This window comes from Geodermatophilus amargosae (genome assembly GCF_041028265.1).
In the GTDB taxonomy this organism is placed as follows: domain Bacteria; phylum Actinomycetota; class Actinomycetes; order Mycobacteriales; family Geodermatophilaceae; genus Geodermatophilus; species Geodermatophilus amargosae_A.
The window spans coordinates 133583-155543 of sequence record NZ_JABGCW010000001.1; the positions used below are offsets into that span (position 1 = coordinate 133583).

At 74.8% G+C, this 21961-nt stretch carries 19 protein-coding genes and 1 tRNA gene; 10 read left to right on the plus strand and 10 right to left on the minus strand.

Going from position 1 to position 21961, the window contains the following annotated elements; all coding sequences use genetic code 11:
• Window positions 1-83 precede the first annotated feature (83 nt).
• The 3 genes from typA to HLV61_RS00740 all read left to right on the plus strand — a co-directional run bounded on the left by typA (window position 84) and on the right by HLV61_RS00740 (window position 3768).
• Entirely contained in the window at window positions 84-1976 is a 1893-nt protein-coding gene (gene typA / locus HLV61_RS00730) for a translational GTPase TypA (RefSeq protein WP_369251954.1), read from the plus strand.
• Between the two features lie 239 nt (window positions 1977-2215).
• Window positions 2216-2716, plus strand: a complete 501-nt coding sequence (locus HLV61_RS00735) for a DUF5994 family protein (RefSeq protein WP_369251956.1) — start codon at window positions 2216-2218, stop codon at window positions 2714-2716.
• Window positions 2717-2790: 74 nt separating this feature from the next.
• The gene (locus HLV61_RS00740) at window positions 2791-3768 is read left to right on the plus strand and encodes an NAD-dependent epimerase/dehydratase family protein (RefSeq protein WP_369251958.1); all 978 of its coding nucleotides are present in this window, start codon (window positions 2791-2793) and stop codon (window positions 3766-3768) included.
• Between the two features lie 60 nt (window positions 3769-3828).
• Here the strand turns inward: HLV61_RS00740 and HLV61_RS00745 are convergent, their stop codons facing one another.
• From HLV61_RS00745 to HLV61_RS00760, 4 genes are all read right to left on the minus strand, one after another.
• The gene (locus HLV61_RS00745) at window positions 3829-4833 is read right to left on the minus strand and encodes a sulfite exporter TauE/SafE family protein (protein WP_369251960.1); all 1005 of its coding nucleotides are present in this window, start codon (window positions 4831-4833) and stop codon (window positions 3829-3831) included.
• Between the two features lie 255 nt (window positions 4834-5088).
• On the minus strand, window positions 5089-6090 hold the full coding sequence (locus HLV61_RS00750) for an inorganic phosphate transporter (protein ID WP_369251962.1): 1002 nt from the start codon (window positions 6088-6090) through the stop codon (window positions 5089-5091).
• A gap of 74 nt (window positions 6091-6164) precedes the next feature.
• A complete protein-coding gene (locus tag HLV61_RS00755; RefSeq protein WP_369251964.1) occupies window positions 6165-6782 on the minus strand; it encodes a DUF47 domain-containing protein in 618 nt (205 codons plus the stop codon).
• A gap of 101 nt (window positions 6783-6883) precedes the next feature.
• Window positions 6884-7441, minus strand: coding sequence for a sigma-70 family RNA polymerase sigma factor (locus tag HLV61_RS00760; RefSeq protein ID WP_369251966.1), 558 nt, complete (start codon window positions 7439-7441; stop codon window positions 6884-6886).
• A gap of 68 nt (window positions 7442-7509) precedes the next feature.
• Between HLV61_RS00760 and HLV61_RS00765 the strand changes: the two genes are divergently transcribed.
• The 5 genes from HLV61_RS00765 to HLV61_RS00785 are packed head-to-tail and all read left to right on the plus strand — an operon-like array spanning window position 7510 to window position 12461.
• Window positions 7510-8151 (plus strand): zf-HC2 domain-containing protein, encoded by a 642-nt coding sequence (locus tag HLV61_RS00765; RefSeq protein WP_369251968.1) that lies wholly within the window; start codon window positions 7510-7512, stop codon window positions 8149-8151.
• Window positions 8148-9956 carry a copper resistance CopC family protein gene (locus HLV61_RS00770; protein WP_369251970.1) on the plus strand — a complete coding sequence of 603 codons (1809 nt, stop codon included), beginning with the start codon at window positions 8148-8150 and terminating at the stop codon, window positions 9954-9956. Before HLV61_RS00765 ends, HLV61_RS00770 begins: the two co-directional genes overlap by 4 nt.
• Window positions 9957-9985: 29 nt before the next feature.
• Entirely contained in the window at window positions 9986-10717 is a 732-nt protein-coding gene (locus HLV61_RS00775) for a YcnI family copper-binding membrane protein (RefSeq protein ID WP_369251972.1), read from the plus strand.
• On the plus strand, window positions 10714-11382 hold the full coding sequence (locus tag HLV61_RS00780) for an SCO family protein (protein ID WP_369251974.1): 669 nt from the start codon (window positions 10714-10716) through the stop codon (window positions 11380-11382). Before HLV61_RS00775 ends, HLV61_RS00780 begins: the two co-directional genes overlap by 4 nt.
• On the plus strand, window positions 11379-12461 hold the full coding sequence (locus HLV61_RS00785; RefSeq protein WP_369251976.1) for a hypothetical protein: 1083 nt from the start codon (window positions 11379-11381) through the stop codon (window positions 12459-12461). Before HLV61_RS00780 ends, HLV61_RS00785 begins: the two co-directional genes overlap by 4 nt.
• A gap of 65 nt (window positions 12462-12526) precedes the next feature.
• Here HLV61_RS00785 and HLV61_RS00790 read toward each other — a convergent pair whose 3' ends face one another.
• The 4 genes from HLV61_RS00790 to HLV61_RS00805 are packed head-to-tail and all read right to left on the minus strand — an operon-like array spanning window position 12527 to window position 16788.
• A complete protein-coding gene (locus tag HLV61_RS00790) occupies window positions 12527-13348 on the minus strand; it encodes an NTP transferase domain-containing protein (protein WP_369251978.1) in 822 nt (273 codons plus the stop codon).
• Window positions 13335-14462, minus strand: coding sequence for a CDP-glycerol glycerophosphotransferase family protein (locus HLV61_RS00795; RefSeq protein WP_369251980.1), 1128 nt, complete (start codon window positions 14460-14462; stop codon window positions 13335-13337). The genes HLV61_RS00790 and HLV61_RS00795 overlap by 14 nt, the downstream gene beginning before the upstream one ends.
• A complete protein-coding gene (locus tag HLV61_RS00800; protein ID WP_369251981.1) occupies window positions 14459-15238 on the minus strand; it encodes an HAD family hydrolase in 780 nt (259 codons plus the stop codon). Before HLV61_RS00800 ends, HLV61_RS00795 begins: the two co-directional genes overlap by 4 nt.
• Window positions 15235-16788, minus strand: coding sequence for a mannitol dehydrogenase family protein (locus HLV61_RS00805; RefSeq protein WP_369251983.1), 1554 nt, complete (start codon window positions 16786-16788; stop codon window positions 15235-15237). Before HLV61_RS00805 ends, HLV61_RS00800 begins: the two co-directional genes overlap by 4 nt.
• 507 nt (window positions 16789-17295) lie before the next feature.
• On the opposite strand from HLV61_RS00805, the gene HLV61_RS00810 reads away from it, so the two are divergent.
• Both HLV61_RS00810 and HLV61_RS00815 read left to right on the plus strand, forming a co-directional pair.
• Complete coding sequence (locus HLV61_RS00810) at window positions 17296-18192, plus strand: M23 family metallopeptidase (RefSeq protein WP_369251985.1); 897 nt, start codon at window positions 17296-17298, stop codon at window positions 18190-18192.
• Window positions 18193-18313: 121 nt separating this feature from the next.
• Window positions 18314-18386, plus strand: a tRNA-Ala gene (locus HLV61_RS00815).
• A 221-nt stretch (window positions 18387-18607) separates the two neighbouring features.
• Here HLV61_RS00815 and HLV61_RS00820 read toward each other — a convergent pair.
• Both HLV61_RS00820 and HLV61_RS00825 read right to left on the minus strand, forming a co-directional pair.
• Complete coding sequence (locus HLV61_RS00820) at window positions 18608-19009, minus strand: ATP-binding protein (protein ID WP_369251987.1); 402 nt, start codon at window positions 19007-19009, stop codon at window positions 18608-18610.
• Window positions 19010-19234: 225 nt separating this feature from the next.
• Window positions 19235-21814, minus strand: a complete 2580-nt coding sequence (locus HLV61_RS00825; RefSeq protein ID WP_369251989.1) for a SpoIIE family protein phosphatase — start codon at window positions 21812-21814, stop codon at window positions 19235-19237.
• Window positions 21815-21961: the final 147 nt, after the last annotated feature.

Genomic DNA, 21961 nt, shown 5'->3' on the forward strand with positions numbered 1-21961 from the left:
GTCGCCGGGCCGGCGGCCGTTACCCGTGGTACCGCGAGCGCAGCCGCCGCGGGATCCCCCGACACCCTGAGGTGCCCTTCCGCATGCCCACCCGCGACGACCTGCGCAACGTGGCGATCATCGCTCACGTCGACCACGGGAAGACCACCCTGGTCGACGCCCTCCTCCGCCAGGCAGGCGCCCTCGGGCGCGCCAAGGGCGAGGGGACGGACAACGACTCCACGCAGGACCGCGTCATGGACTCGATGGACCTCGAGCGTGAGCGCGGCATCACCATCCTGGCCAAGAACACCGCGATCCACCTGGCCGACGAGAACGGCAACCCCGTCGTCGTCAACATCGTCGACACCCCGGGCCACGCCGACTTCGGCGGCGAGGTCGAGCGCGGCCTGTCGATGGTCGACGGCGTCGTCCTGCTCGTCGACGCCTCCGAGGGCCCGCTCCCGCAGACCCGCTTCGTCCTGCGCAAGGCGCTGGGCAAGGGGATGCCGGTGATCCTCGTGGTCAACAAGACCGACCGCTCCGACGCCCGCATCGGCGAGGTCGTCGACGAGACCTACGAGCTGTTCATGGAGCTGCTCGAGGACTCCGGCATGGACGTCGACAACCTCGACTTCCCGATCGTCTACAGCAACGGCAAGACCGGGCAGGCCTCGCTCACCCGGCCGGCCGACGGCACCAGCCCCGACAGCCCCGACCTCGCGCCGCTGGTGAAGACCCTGCTCGACACCATCCCGGCGCCGGTCTACGACGCCGAGGAGCCGCTGCGCGCGCAGGTCACCAACCTCGACGCCTCGCCCTACCTCGGCCGGCTGGCGCTGCTGCGCATCCACTCCGGGACGATGAAGAGCGGCCAGACGGTCGCCTGGTGCCGGACCGACGGCAGCATCAAGAACGTCAAGATCACCGAGCTGCTGGTCACCGAGGGGCTCACCCGCACCCCGGCCGAGAGCGCCGGCCCCGGGGAGCTCGTGGCCATCGCCGGCATCGAGGACGTCATGATCGGCGACACGCTCGCCGACCCGAACGACCCGCGGCCGCTGCCGCCGCTCACCGTGGACGAGCCGTCGATCTCCATCACCATCGGGATCAACACCTCGCCGCTGTCGGGTCGCTCCGGCAAGAAGCTGACCGCGCGGCTGATCAAGAACCGCCTCGACCAGGAGCTGGTCGGCAACGTCTCGGTGCGCATGCTGCCCACCGAGCGTCCCGACACCTGGGAGATGCAGGGCCGCGGCGAGCTGGCGCTGGCCATCCTCGTCGAGCAGCTGCGCCGCGAGGAGTTCGAGCTCACCGTCGGCCGGCCGACCGTGGTCACCAAGGTCATCGACGGCAAGGTCCACGAGCCGGTCGAGCGGGTCACCATCGACACGCCCGGCGAGTACGTCGGCACGCTCACCCAGGCGCTGGCCACCCGGCGCGGCCGCCTGGAGAACCTGGTGCACCACGACACCGGCTGGGCGCGGATGGAGTACGTCGTCCCCTCGCGCGGCCTCATCGGGTTCCGCACCGAGTTCCTCACCGAGACCCGCGGCACCGGCGTCCTCAACCACAACCTCGAGGGCTACGAGCCGTGGCTGGGCGACATGCGCGCCCGGCCGACCGGCTCGCTGGTCGCCGACCGCCAGGGCGTGGCGACGACGTACTCGATGTTCTCGCTGCAGGAGCGCGGCTCGCTCATGGTCCAGCCGGGCACGGACGTCTACGAGGGCATGATCGTCGGTGAGAACTCCCGTCCGGACGACATGGACGTGAACATCACCAAGGAGAAGAAGCTCACCAACATGCGCAAGTCCACCTCCGAGGAGCTGGAGCGGCTGATCCCGCCGCGCATCCTCAACCTGGAGCAGGCGCTGGAGTTCTGTGCCGAGGACGAGTGCGTGGAGGTCACCCCGGCCACCGTGCGCATCCGCAAGGTGGTGCTCGACCAGACCGAGCGCGGCAAGGCGAAGAACCGCAAGCCCAAGCCCGCCTGAGCCACCGCGCACGTCCGCGGAAGTGCACCCAGGAGCCCCCGCCCGGTCCGCCGGGCGGGGGCTCCTGCGCTGTCCGGACCCGGAGCCTCGTGATCGGCCCGTGACCTGTGGTGACGGCGAGCCGGTGCGGCCCGACAGGCCCGGCTCCGGCGCGCGGGGACCCGGCGACGCGCCGACCTACGGTCGTCGGGCGGACCCGGACGCGGGTCCGTGCACCGGAGCGGGAGGCGGGGACAGCGATGACGACGACCCAGGGAGTGTGGGGGGCGGAGGGCTTCCGCGGCGGCATCGACGTCCGGGTGAGCCTGCGGGCCGACGCGGGGTCGGGGGAGAACACCTTCGACGGCGCCTGGTACCCCCGCACGCGCGACCTCGCCGTCGAGGTCCCGGAGCTGGTCGCCGCGCTCGACCGGCGCGGCGTGCGGGTCGAGCGCTTCACCTACCCGCTGGACGCGTGGTCGCCGGCGCCGCGCAAGGTCGTGGTCGACGGCCGCGTGGTGCGCACCGGCGGCTTCCGCAGCATGGACCCCGGCGTCGTCTGCCTGACCTGGGGCGGCGGCAACCGGGTCGCCCACCTGCTGGTCGTGCCGCCGGAGACCGACGTCATCACCGGCGTGCGCGCGCTGCGGCTGTGCACCCGCCGTGGTCTGCCCCGCTCGCCGCAGATGGTGCTGGCCGCCGCCCGCTCCCAGCCGCTGCCCCAGGTGCCCGACCTCCCGGTGGTCACCCGCGCCGTGTAGCGGGCCGCCGGCGAGCCCCACGCCGTCCGCGAACCGGCTGGACGGCGGGGGAGCGGCTGCGCTGGGCTGCGGCCATGCGACTCCTCGTCCTCGGCGGCACCGCCTTCCTCGGCCGGCACGTGGTGACGGCGGCCCTCGGCCGCGGCCACGAGGTGGCCACCTTCACCCGCGGCGTGACCGGCCGGCCGCCGGACGGGGTCCGGACGCTGCACGGCGACCGCGACGACCCCGACGCCCTGCCGCACGCCCTGGAGGGCTGGGCGCCGGACCTCGTCGTCGACACCTCCTGCCAGTCCCGGCCGGCCGCGGACAACGCCGCGGCCGCGCTCGCGGACGTGCGCGGTTACGCGTTCACCAGCAGCCTCAACGCCTACTCGACCTGGCCGCCGGGCCCGATCCGGGGCGAGGACGAGCCGGTGTGGGACAGCGACGAGGACGACTACGGCCCGGTCAAGGCGTACGCCGAGCGGGTGCTGGGCGCGGCGCTCCCGGGCCGGTTCCTCACCGCCCGCGCCGGCCTGATCGTCGGGCCGCACGACAACGTGCGCCGGCTGCCGTGGTGGCTGGAGCGCATCGCCCGCGGCGGCCGCGTCGTCGTCCCGGACGCGCTGGACCAGCCGATCGCGCTGGTCGACGTCCGGGACCTGGCCGGATGGCTGGTGGAGACGGCCGAGCGCGGGGAGTCGGGTCCGGTGAACGCCACCGGCCCGGCCGGGATGACCACCCTGGGCGACCTGCTGCGGACCTGCCGGGAGGTCACCGGCAGCGACGCGGAGCTGGTCGCGGTGCCCGAGGAGGACCTGCTGGCCGCCGGGGTGGAGCCGTGGCTGCACCTGCCGCTGTGGCTGCCGCGCGAGATGGCGGAGACGGCGTGGGACGTGGACACCACCCGGGCCCGGGCGCTCGGGCTGCCCAGCCGGCCGGTGCGCGAGACGGTCGCGGACACCTGGGCCTGGCTGCGGACCGGCCCGGTGCGGCTGCCCACGCCGCACGGCCTGCCGGAGCCGGGCCTGCCCGAGGACCTGGAGTCCGCCCTGCTGGCCGGCCGCTGAGACGGCGGGAGGCCCCGCCCGGCGGACCGGACGGGGCCTCCCGTGGAGCGGGCGCAGCCGCTAGTCGCGCGGGTCGGCCGGGCGGCCGGCGCGGAGGCTGCGCTCGAGGTCGGCGACGTCGGCCGCGTCGGGCGTGTGCAGCTCCGGCTGCTCGGCGAGGCGGGCGGCCTCGGCGGCGAGGGCGTCGGCGGACTCCTGCGCCCGGTCCTTGCGGTACTGGCGGAAGGAGTGCGCGACGGCCGCGGCCCAGATCAGGTAGATCACGGCGTAGACCGCGTAGCGGACGGGGTCGGAGGCGTCGATCCAGTCGCTGCGCAGCAGCGTGCGGCTGTTGGTCACCACGATCATCCCGCCGACCAGCGAGCCGAGCAGCCGCGGCGGCACGTGCCGGACCAGCCACGCGGCCAGCGGCGCGGCGACCAGCCCGCCGAGCAGCAGCGCGGCGACCCAGGCGACGTCGATGCCCTGCGAGCCCAGCGCGAAGAGGAAGCCGAGGCTGGCGGCCAGCGCGACGAGGAACTCGGAGGTGTCGATCGAGCCGATCACCTTGCGCGGCTCCATGCGGCCGCTGGCCAGCAGCGCCGGCGTGCCCACCGGGCCCCAGCCGCCGCCGCCGGTGGCGTCGACGAAGCCGGCCACCAGGCCGAGCGGGCCGAGGAAGCGCTTGCGGACCGGCTTGCCCAGGTTGCGGCGGTCGATGCCGCGGAAGGTGAAGCGGACCAGCAGGTAGGCGCCGAGGGACAGCAGGATCAGCGACATGACCGGCGCGGCCACCTCGGTGGAGAGGTTGGACAGCACGGTCGCGCCGGCGAAGGCGCCGACGGCGCCCGGGACGCCGACCTTGGCGACGACCCTCCAGTCGACGTTGCCGAACTTCCAGTGCGAGAGGCCGGAGGCCAGCGTGGTGCCGATCTCGGCGAGGTGGATGGTCGCCGAGGCGGCGGCGGGGTTGGTGCCGAGGGCGAGCAGCAGCGTCGTCGAGGTGACGCCGTAGGCCATGCCGAGGCTGCCGTCGACAAGCTGGGCGCCCAGCCCGGCGAGGGCGAGCACGATGAGGGTCTTCACGGGGGTGGGGCTCCTGGGATTCAGGCGTGGCGGGGGCCGCGGGCGCGCAGCAGGGCGCGACTCGTCGCGGGACGTGCGAGGGGGATGCGCCGAGGGGCGCGGAGGTCAGCAGCCCGGACAGGTGGCCGTGCACACGCGCAGCAGGTCGACGTGGATCCGCCCCACCAGGAGCACCGCCGTCGCCGCCACGGGGACTATGTCTACCAGATCGATCGGGATATGCCAGCGGGGGGCCCGGGGCCGCCGCGGAGGGGGTCAGCCGACGGCGAGGTCGGTCAGGAAGTAGGCCAGCGCCGCCACCGCGCCGGCGGCGGGCAGGGTGACGACCCACGCGACGACGATGTTGCCGGCCACGCCCCAGCGCACCGCCGACAGCCGCCGGGTCGACCCGACGCCCATGATCGACGTCGTCGTGATGTGCGTGGTCGAGACCGGGACGGCGAAGACCGTCGCGGTGGTGACCATGACGCCGGAGGCGACCGTCTGCGCCGCGAAGCCGCCCGCGGGGGTGAGCTGGATGATGCGCCGGCCGAGGGTGCGCATGATCCGGAACCCGCCGGCGTAGGTGCCCGCGCTGATCGCGCCCGCGGCGGCCAGCACGACCCAGAGGGGCACCTCGAAGTCGTCGATCTCCCCGGCGGTGTACAGCGCCAGCGTGATGATGCCCATCGTCTTCTGGGCGTCCTGCAGGCCGTGCCCCAGCGCCATGGTGGCCGAGCTGACGATCTGCGCGTAGCGGAAGCCCCGGTTGGCGCGGGAGACGTTGGCCCGCCGGAAGGTCCACAGGATGGCCAGCATGAACAGGTAGCCGAGGCCGAAGCCGACCAGCGGCGAGAGCACCATCGGGATGACGACCTTGTCGAGGATCCCCATCCACTGCACCGAGTGCGCGGCGGCCAGCGCCGCGCCGACCAGCCCGCCGATGAGTGCGTGCGAGGACGACGAGGGCAGGCCGAAGTACCAGGTGATCATGTTCCAGGTGATCGCCCCGACCAACGCGGCGAAGACGATCTCCAGCCCCTCGCCGCCCACGGGCGCGTCGATGATCCCCTCACCGACGGTCTTGGCGACCTCGGTGGACAGCAGTGCGCCCACGAGGTTCATCACCGCCGCGAGGGCCAGCGCCACCCGCGGGGTCAGCGCCTTGGTCGAGACGGCGACGGCGATGGCGTTGGCGGCGTCGTGGAAGCCGTTGGTGTAGTCGAAGGCCAGGGCGACGATGACGATGACGACCAGCGCGACGAGGGCGGCGTCCATCAGCGCACGTCCATCAGCAGGCGTCCATCAGCAGGCGTCCGTCGGCGGACGTCCGTCAGCAGGTCGCATGCGGCTCAGGACTCCTTGACCGCGATGGACTCGACGACGTTGGCCACCTTCTCGAAGGCGTCGGCGGCCTCCTCGAGCTGGTCGGCCACCTCCTTGAGCCGCAGCACCTCGAGGGCCTCGAACTCACCGCTGTAGAGCCGGGAGAGCAGCCGCCGGTACAGCTTGTCGGCCTCGTTCTCGATGCGGTTGACCTCGATCCAGTAGTCGGGGAGGCCCTTCATCGTCTGCAGCCGCGGCATCGCCTCTGCGGTGGTCTCGGCGGCGCGCTGGAGCAGCGCGGTCTGCTGGCTCATCTCCGCCGGCAGGGTGCCCAGCCCGGTCAGGACGACGAGGTCGGCGGCGGCCTCGACGAAGTCCATGACGTCGTCGAGGTGGCTGGCCAGGCTGTAGATGTCCTCGCGGTCGAACGGCGTGACGAAGCTGGAGTTCAGCTGCCGGAAGATCGCGTGCGTCGACTGGTCCCCGGCGTGCTCGAGGTCACGCAGCCGGTCGGCGAGCTCGCCCCGGCGGGCGTGGTCGTGGATGAACTCGCTCAGGACGTCGGTGGCCTCCACCAGGTTCTGCGCCGAGGCGCTGAACAGCTTGTAGAAGCTCGAGTCCTTGGGAGTCAGGCTGAAGGGCACGGCAGGGCTCCGGATCGGCGGTGGGAGGTCGCCCGCCGCGTCCTGCGGTCGTACGGCCGTCGGGCAGCATAGGTACCCGTCCGCTGTCGTTCAGCTCACGGTCACCCGCGAGCCGCCTCGGACCCCTCCCCGGCGTCCCCGCCGAGCGCCTGGACCAGGTCCGCACGCGCCCGGGCGACCCGCGAGCGGATGGTCCCGACCGGGCAGCCGGCCACCTCGGCGGCCTCGGCGTAGGACAGCCCCAGCAGCTGGGTCAGCGCGAAGGCCTCCCGGCGGTCGGGGTCCAGCCGGGCCAACAGGTCGGTGACGGCGGCGCCCTCGCCCACCCGGTCGGCGCCGTCGGTGCGGCCGAGGGCCTCGAGGTCGGCGTCGTCGCGGACCAGGGTGAGCCGCCGGCGGCGCCGGGAGCGGACGGCGTCGGCGCACACCCGGCGGGCGATGGCCAGCAGCCACGTCCGCAGCGAGGAGCGGCCCTCGAAGCGGTGCAGGGACGCGAACGCGCGGGCGTAGGTCTCCTGGGTCAGGTCGTCGGCGGACTCGCGGTCGCCGAGCGCCGCGCACAGCCGCCAGACGTCGGACTGGGTGGCCCGCACGAGGGTCGCGGCGGCGAGGGGGTCGCCGTCGACGGCGGCAGCCGCGACCCGCCCGAGCTCGTCCACCTGCCACCTCCGCGCGAATCCCCGTCGAGCCGGGAACCGGACGGGCCCACCGCGACGACTACTAGGACATGCAGTGTGCCCCGTTCCGCGAGGCGGTCTCCGCACGACTCGACGGCGAGCCGCTCGGCATGCCCGCCGCCGACCTCGACCACCACCTCGCCGCGTGCCCGGCGTGCGCCGGGTGGGCCGCCGCCGTCGAGGGGGTGACCCGCCGGGCGCGGCTGGCTCCCGCCCCGCCGGTGCCCGACCTCACCGCCGCCGTCCTCGGCGCGCTGCCGCAGCAGCTGCCCGGCACCGCCGCGGCCGCGCGCGCCCGGCTGCTGCAGGCCGCGCTGCGCCTGGCGCTGCTCGCGGTCGGCGTGGCGCAGGCCGGCCTGGCCTGGCCCGCGCTGGCGAGCGGATCCGCGGCGATGAGCGCGCCGGTGCACGTGGCGCACGAGACCGGCGCCTGGAACCTCGCCGTCGCCGCCGCCTTCCTCGCCGTGGCCGCGGCGCCGCGGCTGGCCGCCGGCGCACTGCCGTTCCTCGCCACCTTCACCGTCCTGCTCACCGTGACCACCGTGCGCGACCTGCAGGCCGGCCACGTGCACGCCGACCGCGCCGCCGCCCACCTGCTGCTGCTCGCGGGCGTGGTGGTCATCACCGCCCTCGCCTGGCGGCAGCGCACCCGGCGGGTCGCCGCCGTCGTCGGGCGGGAGGCGACGGCGTGACCACTCCCACCACCCGGCCGGTGCGGCCGGCCCTGCTGCTGCTCGTCCTCCTGACCGGCTGGCTGGGCCTGGGCGTGGCCACCGCCGGGCCGGCCGCCGCCCACGCGGAGCTGGTCTCCACCGACCCGGGGGAGGGCGCCCGCCTCGACCGGGCGCCCGCACAGGTGACGCTCGGCTTCACCGAGGGCGTCTCGCTCGGCGCCGGCTACGCCCGCGTCCTCGGCGACGACGGCGCGCGGGTGGACACCGGTGCGGCCTCGGTCGAGGACGACACGGTGGTCATCCCGCTGCGCGGCGACCTGCCCGATGCCAGCTACGTCGTCACCTACCGGGTCGTCTCCGCCGACTCGCACCCGATCAGCGGGGCGTTCGCGTTCGTCGTCGGCGACGGCGAGCTCGCCGACGCCGGAGCGGTCGCCGCCGAGCCCGATGCCGACCCGTTCGTGGCCACCGCGCTGCCCGCCGTGCGCAGCCTCGGCTTCGCCGGAGCGGCGGTGGGCCTGGGCGTGCCGGCGTTCCTGCTGCTGTGCTGGCCGGCCGGCTGGGCGTCGCGGCGGATGCGGCTGCTGACCACCGCGGGGCTCCTCACCGTCGCGGGGGCCGCGGTGCTGACCTTCCTGCTGCAGGGCCCCTACTCCGCCGGCGCGGGGCTCGGCTCGCTGCTCGACCCGTCTCTCGTGGCCGCCACCGGGTCGTCGTCCTTCGGGCTCACCACGCTCGGCCGCGGCGCGCTCGCCCTCGTCCTCGCCGCGCTGCTGGTGCCGCTGTGGCGCCGGGCCGCCCCGCCGCAGTCCCAGGAGACCGCGGGCCTGGCCGTGGTCGGCGGCGGCGTCGTCCTCACCACCGCGGCGGTCGGGCACCCCGTGGCCGGCAGCCTCCCGGTGTTCGCCACGGCCGTCACCGCGGTGCACGTGGCGGCCATGGTGCTGTGGCTGGGCGGGCTGGCCGCGCTGCTGGCCGGGCTGGTGCGGCCGGGCGTCGAGGCCGGCGAGCTGGCCGCGGCGCTGCCCCGGTGGTCACGGCTGGCCTCCGGCGCGGTGGCCGCGCTCGTGGTCACCGGCGTCGTCCAGTCGGTGCGCGAGGTCGGCTCACCGGCCGCGCTGGTCTCCACCACCTACGGCTGGGTGCTGCTGGCCAAGCTGGCCCTGGTGCTCCTGCTCCTGGCCGCCGCGGGTGTCTCGCGGGTCTGGGTGCACCAGCACCTGGGCGTCACCCGGCCGCGGCCCGGCGGTCGCCGGCGGGTGACCGCGCACGCCTTCGCCGCCGCCGGCGGCGGCCCGTCCGGTGCCGAGGAGGGCCCGGTCGTGGAGGCTGCGCGGGCCCGCGCGGCGGTGCAGGCCCGCGGCGCGGTGGAGGACGTCGCCCCGCTGCGCCGCTCGGTCCTCGTCGAGGCCGCCGTCGCCGCCGCCGTCCTGGTCCTCTCGGCGGTGCTGGTGGGCACCCCGCCGGCCCGCGCCACCATCGCCGAGCCGGTCGACGTCACGCTGCCGCTGGAGTCGGCGGCGGGGGAGTCCGGCAGCGTGCAGCTGTCCGTCGACCCGGCCCGGGCCGGCGCCAACACGATGCACGTCTACCTCTTCGACGACGGCGGGCAGCTCGCCCAGCCGGCCGGCCTGCGCGTGACGCTCACCGAGCCCGAGCAGGAGATCGGCCCGCTCGACGTCGACCTCGAGCCCGCCGGCCCCGGCCACTGGGTGGCCGACGGGATGTCGATCCCGGGTGCCGGCACCTGGACCGTGGCGGTCGCCGTCCGGCTCGACGAGTTCACCGCCACCACCGCCAGCACCGACTTCCCGGTGCGCTGAGACCCGTGCCACCCCAGACGAGGAGAGACGTGTTCCCGACCATCCTGCGACCGCTGGCGCGTGCCGGTGTCGTCCTGACCGCCGTCCTGACCGCCCTGGCCGCGTCCGTCGTCGTCGCCACCGGCGCGTCGGCGCACGTGACGGTCTCGTCGGCCGACGCCACCGCCGGCGGCTACGGGAAGCTCACCTTCCGGGTGCCCAACGAGAGCGACACCGCGAGCACCGTCTCGCTGCGCATCTCGATCCCGGAGGAGGAGGCGATGGCCTCCCTGCGGGCCCAGCCCGTGCCGGGGTGGACGATCACCACCACCTCCGCCCGGCTCGACGAGCCCATGGACAGCCACGGGCAGGAGATCACCAGCTACGTCTCCGTGGTGGAGTTCCGCGCCGAGGCCGGCGGCGGGATCGCCCCGGGCCAGTTCCAGGAGTTCGCGCTGTCCGGCGGGCCGTTCCCCGACGCCGAGACGCTGTCCTTCCCCGCGGTGCAGACCTACAGCGACGGCACCGAGTCGGCCTGGATCGAGCCGACCGTCGACGGCCAGGAGGAGCCGGAGAACCCGGCGCCCACCCTCTCGCTGACGTCGACCGCGGACGCGACCGCCACCGACACCGCGGCGTCCTCCGACGCGCACGGGCACGACGGCCCGGTCAGCAACGAGCCGGCCGGCCTGGCGCTGTTCCTCGCCATCCTGGCGCTGGCCGTCGGGATCGCGGGCGTCGTCCTCGGGTACCGCGCGGGCCGACGTACCGTGTCCTCGTGACCGCTCCCGCGCGCGGCCGGACCGCCGCGCTGCTGTTCGCCGCCGGCCTGGCGCTGTCCGCCTGTGGCTCCGACGGCGGGGACCAGGCGGCCGCCGCCGAGGGACACGACCACTCCGGAGGCGGGGCCGCCACGCTGGAGGGCCCCGGCGACGAGTACGCCGGGATCGACCTGCGCGACCCGTTCCAGCGGCCGTCGTTCACCCTGACCGACTCCTCCGGCGCGGCCTACGACTTCGCCACCGCCACGGCGGGCCGCCCGACGCTGCTGTTCTTCGGGTACACGAACTGCCCGGACGTCTGCCCGTCGACGATGGCCGACGTCGCCCTCGCGCTGCGCGACACCGACCCGGAGCTGGCCGGTCAGGTGCAGGTCGTCTTCGTGACGACCGACCCCGCCGCCGACACCCCGCCGGTGCTCGGCGAGTACCTCGACCGCTTCGACGCCGACCTGCCCACCCAGTTCATCGGCCTGACCGGCGACCAGGAGGCGATCGACCAGGCGCAGCTGTCGGCCGGCGTGCCGCTGGCGGAGGACGAGGGCCGGCTGCACAGCTCGCTGCTGCTGCTCTACGGGGCCGACGACGAGGCGCACGTGGCCTTCGACGCCGGCAACACCGCCCGGGACATCGCCGGCGACCTGGCCGCGGTCGCCGACGCGGGGTGAGCGGCGTAGCGGCCGCCGGTGCGCGGCTGCTGGTCGTGCTGCTCGGCGTGCTGGCCACCCTGGCCCTCGCCGGGCCGGCGCAGGCGCATGTGGGCGGCGAGGTCGCCGGCAGCGACTTCGACGGCCGGGTGACCTCGGTGCAGCCGGCGGTGCCGGGCCTCGGCGTGCGGGTGCTGCAGTTCGGTGACGCGCTCGAGGTGGTCAACACCACGGGCACCGAGCTGACGGTGCCCGGCTACTCCGACGAGCCCTACCTGCGGATCGGCCCGGACGGCGTCTGGCGCAACGCCCGCAGCCCGGCCACCACCATCAACCTCGACCGCTACGGCCGCGTCAGCCTGCCCGAGGACGCCGACCCGCGGGCCGAGCCGGTGTGGGTGCAGGTGTCCACCGAGCCGCAGTACACGTGGCACGACCACCGCACCCACTGGATGAGCGAGCAGCAGCTGCCGCCCGCGGTGGCCGCAGACCCGACGCGCGCCCACACGGTGTTCGACTGGACCGTCCCGATGCGGCACGGGGAGACGGCGGTCACCGTCCGCGGCGAGCTCACCTGGAGCCCGCCGCCGCCGACGGCACTCACCTGGAGCCTGCACCTGGCGCTGGCCGCCGTCGTCGCGGCCGCCGGGCTGCTCGCCCGCTCGCCGCGGCCGCTGGGCGCGGTGATGGCCCTGGGGGGTGCCGCCGCCCTGTGGCACGCCGCGGGCACGCCGGAGCCGCCGGTGACGGTGTCCACGTACGCGGCGGCGGTGGTGTCGGCGCTGCTGCCGGCGGTCACCGCGGCGCTGGTGGCGGCGCTCGGGCTGGCCGCGGCGTGGCGCGGTCGCGGGGTGATGGCGGGGCTGTGCGCCGTCGTGCTGGGCTGGCTGCTGCTGGTGCAGGGCCTGCCCGACGTCGACGTGCTGTGGAGCGCGCACGTGGCCACCGGCGGGCCCGGGGTCCTGGCACGGGGAGCCGTGGCGGTGCTCGTGGCCGGTGGCGCCGGCCTCGTGGTCGGTGGGCTGGCCGCCGCGCGGCGCTTCCGCGACCCCGACCGGGCGGGCTCCGAGCCGGAGCCGGTCGCCCGAGCCCAGGCATAGGAAGCGATCCCCACGTCCTGGGCGTCAGGACGGGGGGATCGCTTCCCATGCCACAGAGGAACTGCTCAGTGCGTGCGGCCGGGCACCGGGTGCAGGCGCGCCCGGTTGCTGGAGAGCATCGCGTTGGCCCGCTCCAGGTCGGCCTCGAAGTCGACCTCCACGGCGGTCCACCGGGAGATGTCCAGCGGCCGGAACCGCAGGCCGGCCTCGATGATCGCCGTCTCCATGCCGCGCTCGAAGTAGTCCTGGTCCCCGCAGGCCTCGAGGTGCTCGGCCAGCGCGGCCTTGTCGGCGGAGGAGACGTGGTTGATGCCCACCGCCTCGCCCAGGCCGCCGGTCACCGTCTTGGACAGCTCCGCGATGTAGCCGTCGTCGTCGAGGGTGTACTTGACCTCCTCGTCGCCGACGACGGAGGTGTCCACGCAGACGAAGCTCTCGTCGGCCTCGATCGCCGGCAGCACCGCCTCGAGGACGGCGGCGTCGAACACCACGTCGCCGTTGAGCCACAGCACGCCGCCGGAGCGGGTCGTCCGCAGGCCGCGCAGCAGGCTCTTGGAGGTGTTGGTCCGGGCGAAGTGCGGGTTGTAGGCGAACCGCAGGTCGGGCGCGGCCTGCATGAGCAGCTCGCACTGGAACCCGACGACGGCGGTGACGTCGACGGCGGGGCCGAGCACCTGCGCCAGCGTGTCGAGCTGGCGGTGCAGGATGCTGCGGCCGTCGACCAGCGGGGTCAGGGGCTTGGGCAGCGGGCGCCCGAGCCGGGTCCCCATCCCGGCGGCCAGGATGACCACCTGCACGGGGTGCGTCTCGGTGCCGGTGCCGGTCCGGGTGGTCAGCGCCTCCAGGGCGGGAACCCCCGTGGTCTGCGCGAGCTCAACGATGCGCACTGTCGTCCCCCTCTCGGGTCGTCGGGTCCGCGCCGGCGGGACCGCCGGGCGGGAAGAACAGGTCGAGGACGCGGTCGGTGGCGTGCCCGTCCTCGAGTGAGGTGTAGGTCTCCCGGAACGTCCGGTACCGGTCGGCGTGCGCGGCGGCGACGGCGTCCAGGTCGGCCACCGCGTCGACGAGCTCGCGGCTGGTCGACAGCAGCGGGCCGGGCGCGAGCTCCTCGATGTCCACGTAGAAGCCGCGCAGCCGGTCGCGGTAGTCGTCGAGGTCGTAGGTGAACAGCAGGATCGGCTTCCCGGTGATCGCGAAGTCGAACATCGTCGACGAGTAGTCGGTGACCAGCAGGTCGGCGGCCAGGTAGAGGTCGCGGATGTCCGGGTACGAGGAGACGTCGCGCACCGGCAGTCCCTCGATCGACTCCAGCCGGTCGGAGACCATGTTGTGCAGCCGCAGCAGCAGCACGTGGTCGCCGCCCAGCCGGTCGGTGAAGTCGGCGAGGTCCACGGGGAAGTCGAAGTCCCGCTCCGCGGTGCCCTCGAAGACCAGCTGGTCGCGCCAGGTGGGCGTGTAGAGGACCACCCGGGTGCCCTCGTCGATGCCGAGCCCGGCCCGGACCCGCGCGCGCACCGCGTCGCGGTCCGGGCTGGAGAGCAGGTCGTTGCGCGGGTAGCCGGTCTCGTGGACCGGGCCGCGGTAGCCGAACGCCTGCCGGAACCGGGCGGTGCTGTACGGGTTGGGCGAGAGCATCGCGTCCCAGCGGGCGATGTCGTGCTCGAGGTAGGCCAGCCGGCCCTCCGGCGCCCACAGCACGTCGTTGTGGATCCGCTTGAGCGGGGTGCCGTGCCAGGTCTGCAGGTAGAAGGCGCCGGGTCGCTTCTCCCAGTCCAGCGGCACGTGGTCGTTGGAGACGACGACGTCGGCGGCCTCGAGGGCGGCGATGCTCTCCGGACCGCCGAACGGGATCGTCTCGACCCCGGCCGGGAAGGCGTCCTCGGCGACCGGGGCGGTCAGCCAGGTGTGCGTGACGTCGTCCCCGCGGGCGGCGAGCGCCTCGTAGACGGCGCGCGGGCTGTCGGAGAACAGGCCGCGGAAGCTGGTGTAGACGATCCTCATCGGCCACCTCCGGTCAGGACGGGCAGGAGCAGGCCGGCGAGCTCCTGCCAGGACGAGACGACCGTGAGCACCCCGGCCTCGCGCAGCGCGGCCTCCCGGTCGGTGCGCTCGGCCGGCTGGACGAACAGGAGGTTGCCCACGGTGGGACAACCCGCGCGGACCGCCGACAGCGCCCCGGGCACGGAGTCCTCCACGGCCAGGCCCGCCGCCGGGGCGATGCCGAGCTGCGCGCAGGCGTACAGGTAGACGGCGGGGTCGGGCTTGCTGGTGGGCACCGGCAGGGAGTCCTCGGCGCTGAACCGCACGTCCGGCGGGATCAGCTCGTCGAGGCCCGTGGCGGTGAAGCAGGCCGCCAGCCGCGCCAGCGCGCTGGAGCTGACCGCGGCCGGCCGCAGGTGCGCGGCGAGCGCGGTCAGGGCGGCGGTCGTGGGTTCGTGCGGGCGCAGGTGCCCGCCGAGGTGGGCCGTCACCGCGCGCTTCTCCTCGGCCACCCACGGCTCGACGTCGACCTCGGGGCGGCCGGCCTCGGCGGCCAGCCGCGTCGACGTCGTCCGGAAGTTCATGCCGGTGGTGGCCAGGCGCAGCTCCTCCGGGGTGTACCGGCGGGGGTCGCCGAGCTCGGCGAGGAAGCGGTTGGTCACCTCGGCCGACGCGACGAAGGCCGGCTCCTCGGAGGGGAAGAGGTTGCCGTCGGCGTCGCAGAGCAGGTGCGTGAGGCCGGCGACGACGTCGCGCGGCAGGGCGGCGGCCGTGCGGCCGGCGGGGGAGGCGGTCACCGGGTGCTCGCTCGGGTCGCGGCGGCGACGGTCGCCCGCACGCCGTCGCGCTCCAGGCGACGCAGGACGCCGGCCAGTTCGTCGGCGAACCCGGGGACCGAACCGAGGTCGCCGAACACCGGCTCCTCGGCCAGCAGCGGCCGCGGGTCGGTGCCGCCGGCGAGGGCGAGGGCCTGCAGGTGCGGGCCGCGGTCGTCCTCGACCGGCAGCGGCCGGCCGTCGTCGTCGACCCGCTGCAGGTAGGCGATCCAGCCGGCCAGCGCGAGCGTCAGCAGCGCGTGCGGGCGACCCTCGGCCAGCGCCTGGCGCAGCGAGGGGAGCAGGTGCTGCGGCAGCTTGGTCGACCCGCGGCGGCACAGCCGGGACAGCCGGTCGGCGATGGCCGGGTTGGCGAAGCGCTTCAGCAGCGTGGCCTTGTACTCGGCGAGGTCGATGCCCTCCGGGACGGGGATGAGCGGGGTCACCTCGTCGTCCATCAGCCGCCGGACGTAGGCGGCGAACAGCGGGTCGCCCATGAGGACGTCGATGCGCTCGTGGCCGGCCAGCGTGCCCAGGTAGCCCAGCGCCGAGTGACTGGCGTTGAGCAGCCGGGTCTTCATCAGCTCGTGGTCGGTGACGTCCCGGACGAAGCGGACGCCGACGTCGTCCAGCGGCGGGCGGCCGTTGCAGAAGGTGTCCTCGATGACCCACTGCGAGAACGGCTCGGTGATCACCGGCCAGCGGTCGTCCACACGGTGCCTCCGGGCGACCGCGGCGCGCTCCTCCGGCGTCGTCTGCGGGGTGATCCGGTCGACCATGCTGCTCGGGAAGGCGACCCGGTCGGCGATCCAGCGGGCGAGGACCTCGTCGCGCAGCGCCGCGAAGCCGACGACGGCGGCACGCGTGGCGTCGCCGTTGCGGTGCAGGTTGTCGCAGGACATCACGGTGAACGGGGCCGTGCCGGCCCGGCGGCGGCGGTCGAGCGCCTCGACGAGGAACCCGAAGACGGTGCGCGGAGCGCCGGGGTGCGCGAGGTCGTGCCGGACGTCGTCGTCGGGGGTGAAGGCCCGGGTGGGGGGGTCGAGCAGGTAGCCGGCGTCGGTGATCGTCATGGTCACCACGCGCGTGCGGGGGTCGGCGAGCCGGTCGAGGACGGCGCCGGGGGCGTCGGGGGCGAACAGGTAGTCGGTCAGGACGCCGACGACCCGCGCGCGCTCGCCGTCGGGGCTGCGCTCGACGACGGTGTAGAGGTTGTCCTGCGGGGCGAGGGCGTCCTGCAGCGTCCGGGCCCGCAGGCCCACGCCGACGACGCCCCAGCCGCTGGAGATCCGCCGCTGCGCGACCTCGTCGAAGTAGATGAGCTGGTGGGCGCGGGAGAAGCCGCCGACGCTCAGGTGGACGACGGCGGGCGTCAGGGCCGCGCGGTCGTAGGTGGGGACGGTCAGCCGGGCCCCGTGCTGCTCGAGCGTCGCGCTGGTCAGCGGCCGGACACGGGCGAGGCGCTCGGCCGTCGCCGGTACGGACGGGACGGCCCTCGGGAGGGTCAGCGCGGAGCGCTCGGGCTGTGCCATCGAGGCATCGGTCCTTCCTGTCCAGGGTCGGTGCCACCGCACGGCCGGTCGCACCGCCGGGAGCGGGCGCCGCGGGTCGCGCGGGGAACGATCATGGGATCACGCCGGTCCTGAGGGGACGCCGGGAGGGCGGCCCGACGGGTCGGCGTGGTCCCGAGCACTGCGTGTCGGCTGCCGACGTGCACGGGCACGCGGCTCCGGGGCAACGGGGGAGCGTCGGTCCCGGGGGGTGGTTCGGGACGGCGCGAGCTCTTCCACGCCGGACTCTGGAATGTGTCCGGTCGGAGGGGCCGGCAAACCCTTCCGCCCCACGTGACACGTGCCACACGGCGTGTTGCCGAGGGACACGCCGCACGTTCGGTCACGACTGAGTCACGGTGTGTTTGGATCGATACCACCTGATCGGGCCCACCCGGGCCGCTTCCCACGAGCGGGGTACGCGCATTGGCCAGTTCCCGGACGACCGCGGGTCTCCTCACCCGTCCCGCCAGCGACCGCGGCGGGGCGGTGCCCGGTCCCCGGACCGGCGCGCACCGGAGCCCCGCCGCCCGGCCCGTGTCGGCGCTGCGCGGCTTCCCGCCCGTCCTGCCCGTGCCGCGAACTGCCGCCGACGACGTCGTCGCGTCCCTGGCCACCACGGTCCTGCCGGCGCCCGTGGCCGAGGCCCCGGCGCCCGTGGCCGAGGCCCCGGCGCCCGTGGCCGTCCCCATCCGCCGCCGCGGCCTGCGGGACCGCCGTCCGTACCTCCTCCTCGCCGCGCTGGTGGCCGGGGCCATCGGTGCCGGCGTCCTCGGCGTCCCCGGCTCGACGCACGCGGCGGCCGAGCCGTCCTCGGTGCTGGGCGAGCAGATGGAGCTGGCCACCGGCGACGTCTCCGAGGAGGTCCTGCCCATGGCCTCGATCACCGAGGCCGAGGCGCAGGCCCGCCTGCAGGAGGTGGCCGCCAGCCGCGCCGAGCGCGCCGCGGCCGAGGCCGCCGCCGCGGAGGCCGCGGCCGAGGCGGCCCGGCCCAAGGCGGTGCTGCCGGTCTCCGGCGCGCGCTTCACCAGCGGCTACGGCTCGCGCTGGGGCACCTTCCACTACGGCATCGACCTGGCCGCCCCGATCGGCACGCCCGAGTACGCCGCGGCCGACGGCGTGGTGCTGCGGGCCGGTGCCGCCAGCGGCTTCGGCCTCGCGGTCTACGTCCTCCACGACAACGGCGACGTCACCGTCTACGGCCACATGCAGGAGATCCTCGTCGAGGTCGGGCAGTTCGTGGAGGCCGGCGAGACGATCGCGCTGCTGGGCAACCGCGGTCAGTCGACCGGGCCGCACCTGCACTTCGAGGTCCACCAGGGCGGCATGTCCGGCCGGAAGGTCGACCCGGTGCCGTGGCTGGCCGCGCGCGGCGTCGAGGTCTGACCGCCGGCCTCCTGTCCGACCGCGGCCACGTCGACGCGCGCATCCACCCCCCACCGCGGGACGGGGGCGGGGAGCACGTATAGTCCTCCATGGCCCGCGCGAGTCCCGGCGGGCCGGGAACGGGGCTGTGGCGCAGCTGGTAGCGCACCACACTGGCAGTGTGGGGGTCAGGGGTTCGAGTCCCCTCAGCTCCACCCGTTGACGAGGGCCTGACCTGCGACACCGCAGGTCAGGCCCTCGTCGTCCGTCAGCCGCGGCCGGGTCTGGACCGCGCGTGGTCCGCACGATCCGGGAACGAGGTCGGCGCGGCAGCGTCTGGTCCGTCGGCCACGGCGGCGCCGGTCACCGCGTGCCGCAGTTCGTGCGGGGTCGGGTCACCGGGACCTGTGCCGGCCTCGCGCGTGGCGCGGCGACCTCAGGTCGCGGTGGCCGTGCGGACGGAGGCCCACACGTCCTTGCGGCCGGTGCGGGTGCACCAGCCGTAGGCGGCACTCAACCGGGCGACCAGGTACAGGCCGAGTCCTCCGTCGGCCGGATCGCGGTCCACGTCCGGCGTCGGCGTGCGCTCGGACGCTCCGTCCGACACGGTGATGAGCCAGCCGCCGTCGCCCTGCGACACGCTGACGGACACGGGAGGCGCCCCGTGGCGGAGTCCGTTGGAGGCGAGCTCCTCGAAGGCCAGGAGCAGGCGCTCGGCGCCGTCCTCGTCCGCCCGGGTGGGCAGCTGCCGTCGGAGCAGCTCGCGGTGGAGACGTCCCCGGAGGAGCGTGATGTCCACCGCCGTGGTCACGACGCCGTCGAGGAACGGTGCCGTCACGGCCGGCGGTGTCGCCTCCCGCCAACCCGGAGCGTCCACGTCAGTGCCCCCTCGTCGTGCAGATGACGGCGACCGGCCCGGGGTGTCGACCTGTCGGAGAGCTGCCCCTGATCGGTACGGCGAACGCGTCGACCTCGACCGGGCCTGCCGTGGGCACGTCGTCCGCCATGGACGTCGCCGCTGCGTCCAGGTCGTCCCGGGGGAGCAGCGTGGCAGGTGTGTCCGTCACGGGTGCTCCACGATCGTCGGCACGTCTCGCGGACCGGCCTCCGCCGGCCGCGGGAGGTCCTCGCGGTGGAGGCGGACGGCGACCAGCGCGACGTCGTCGTCGGGGCGCCCGTCGACGAGTCGGTCGATCACCCCGTCGCACAGCTGGTCCAGAGGCAGGTCGGCCAGGTCCCGGACTGCCGAGCGCAGCAGGTCGAGACCCTCGTCGAGGTCGCTGGAGCGGCGCTCGACGAGCCCGTCGGTGTAGAGGAGGACGGTGGTGTCCCGTTCGAGCGTCGCCTCGTGCTGCGTACGGGGCGTCCCGGGGACCACCCCGAGCAGCAGTTCCGCCCGCTCGGCTGCGAGGAACGACAGCCGCCCGTCGGGGTGCAGGACCAGAGGTGGCGGGTGCCCCGCGTTGGACCAGGTCAGGCGGGTCAGCCCGGCCGCACGCTGCGCCGGCGTCTGCTCGAGCCTGGCCACGGCCGCCGTCGCCATCGTCCGGACCTGGAGGAGCTCCATGGACGTGTCGAGGCCCATCAGGATCTCGGCCGGGCCACCGTCGGAGGAGGCGGCGATGCCACGGAGCAGACTGCGCAGCTCCGCCATCGAGGCTGCCGCCTCGACGTCATGGCCGGCGACGTCTCCGATGACGAGCACCGTCGCGCCGTTGCGCTGCATGAAGGCGTCGTACCAGTCCCCACCCACCCGGGCGGCTTCTCCGGCCGGGACGTAGCGGACCACGATGTGGGCGTGGGCGGGCTCCGGCGGGGCGGTGAGGAGGTTCCGCTGCAGGCCCTCGGCGATCCGGGTCTGCGCCCTGGCGAGGCGGGCGTTGTCCAGCGCGAGGCCCATGCGGGAGGCGATGTCGGTCGCAGTCGCCTCGTCGTCGGCGCTGAGCGGTCGGCCGGTACCGGTGAAGAGGGACAGCGCGCCGAGCACGCGGTCGCGGCCGGTGATCGGGAGGACGAGCCCGTCGGCCGCGTCGAGCGACTCCAGCAGGTCCCGTGTCTCCCCGGCCGGGAGCAGGTCACGGACCTCGTCGGCGTTGCTGCGCACCGGCACGCCCGTCGCGAGCACCCGCGCGACCGGTGACGCGGCCGGCATCGACTCGAGGCGGACGGCGGTGTACGCGTCCAGCGCAGCCCGGCGGTCGGGATCGGCGTGCCAGGAGGCGACGTCGTACGGTCTCCCGTCCTCCTCGATCAGCGTGACGAAGCAGCCGTCGGACAGCAGGGGGACCAGCAGGCGGGGCACGTCCCTCACCGCGGCGCGGATGTCGACCGCTTCCAGCATCCGCGCGTTCACCTCGGCCAGCAGAGCCAGCCGCGCCGACAGGTGGGCGGCCTTCTCGGCGGCGGCCCGGCGGGTGCTGATGTCGGCGAAGTACAGGGAGAGCCCATCCGGCGTCGGCCAGCACAGGACCTCGTACCACGCGTCCAGCGGCGCCGGGTAGTAGGCCTCCAGCGTCTGCGGGGTCTGGGTCTCGACCGCGGTCCGGTAGGCGCGCTCGAACTCGTTGCCGACGGTGTCCGGAAAGGCCTCCCAGATCGTCCGTCCCAGCAGGTGGCTGCGCTGGTGTCCCAGCAACCGCTCGGCCGCGACGTTCAGGACGGTGAAGCGCCAGTCCGTGTCCAGGGAGAGGAAGCCCGAGGGCATCGCCTCCAGCATCCGCGTCGTCCGGTGGTGGCTGCCGTGCAGCTGCGTCGTGTCGTGGACGGCGCCGAACAAGCGCGCGGCCTCGCCGGCCTCGTCGCACAGCACCTTGCCCCGGGCCTGGACCCACCGGGTCCGGCCGTCGGGCAGCAGGATGCGGTGCTCGGACTCGAACGTCCCGCGAGCGGTCACCGCCGCCGCCAACGCCTGGCCGACGCGGTCGACGTCGTGCGGGTGCAGCCGGGCGCGGAATCCCTCGAGCGTCTCGTCGGACTCCGCCTCGGGGTAGCCGAGCAGCTCACGTGACCGGGCATCGAAGACCAGCCGGCCGCCGAGGAGGTCGAGGTCGAAACTCCCCACCTCACCGGCGTCCACCGACAGCGTCCAGCGCAGCCGTTCGGCCTCGTGCTCCAGGACGACCGACGACATGGCCAGCTCCGTCGCCACGGCCCGCCCGACGACCCGCAGCATCGCCTCGTCGTCCCCCGACCACCGTCGCGGCTCGTCGTCGAAGACGCACAGTGAGCCGATGACGTGGCCCTGCTGGTCCGTCAGGGGCACGCCCAGGTAACCCCGCACCGTCCCGTCGCGCACGGGACCGAGGGCGGTGGCCCGGACGTCGGAACGGGCATCGGTCAGTGCGAGCAGTCGGCGGTCCGCGGCGGTCAGCGTGCAGAGCGAGTCGTCCAGCGGTCCGGTCGTGCCCACGGCGGGGGCTGCGGCTCCGACTCCTCCGGCCACGTACTGCACGTCGGACAGGAGGGACACCTGCCCCGAGGGTGCGTCGAGCAGCCGACAGGCCGCCGTGACCAGGCCGTCGAGCTCCGTGGCGAGTCGCTCGTCGACCTCGACCCGGCGTGCGGCGGCCACCCGTTCCTCGGCGTCGAGCAGCCGTCGCACTGCAGCGGTCGCACCGGCGACCTGATCCACGGGAGCCTGCACCGCACTGACGACACCGTCCGTCGTGTTCCCGGACGGAAGCGACGTGCGCTCCATGCAGCGACCTCCCGCAGGTCCGACCGACCCGGTCGCGAAGGGCGTGCCCGGCTCGGGTGGCCGGCAGCAACCCATTGTGCAATGCCGGATCAT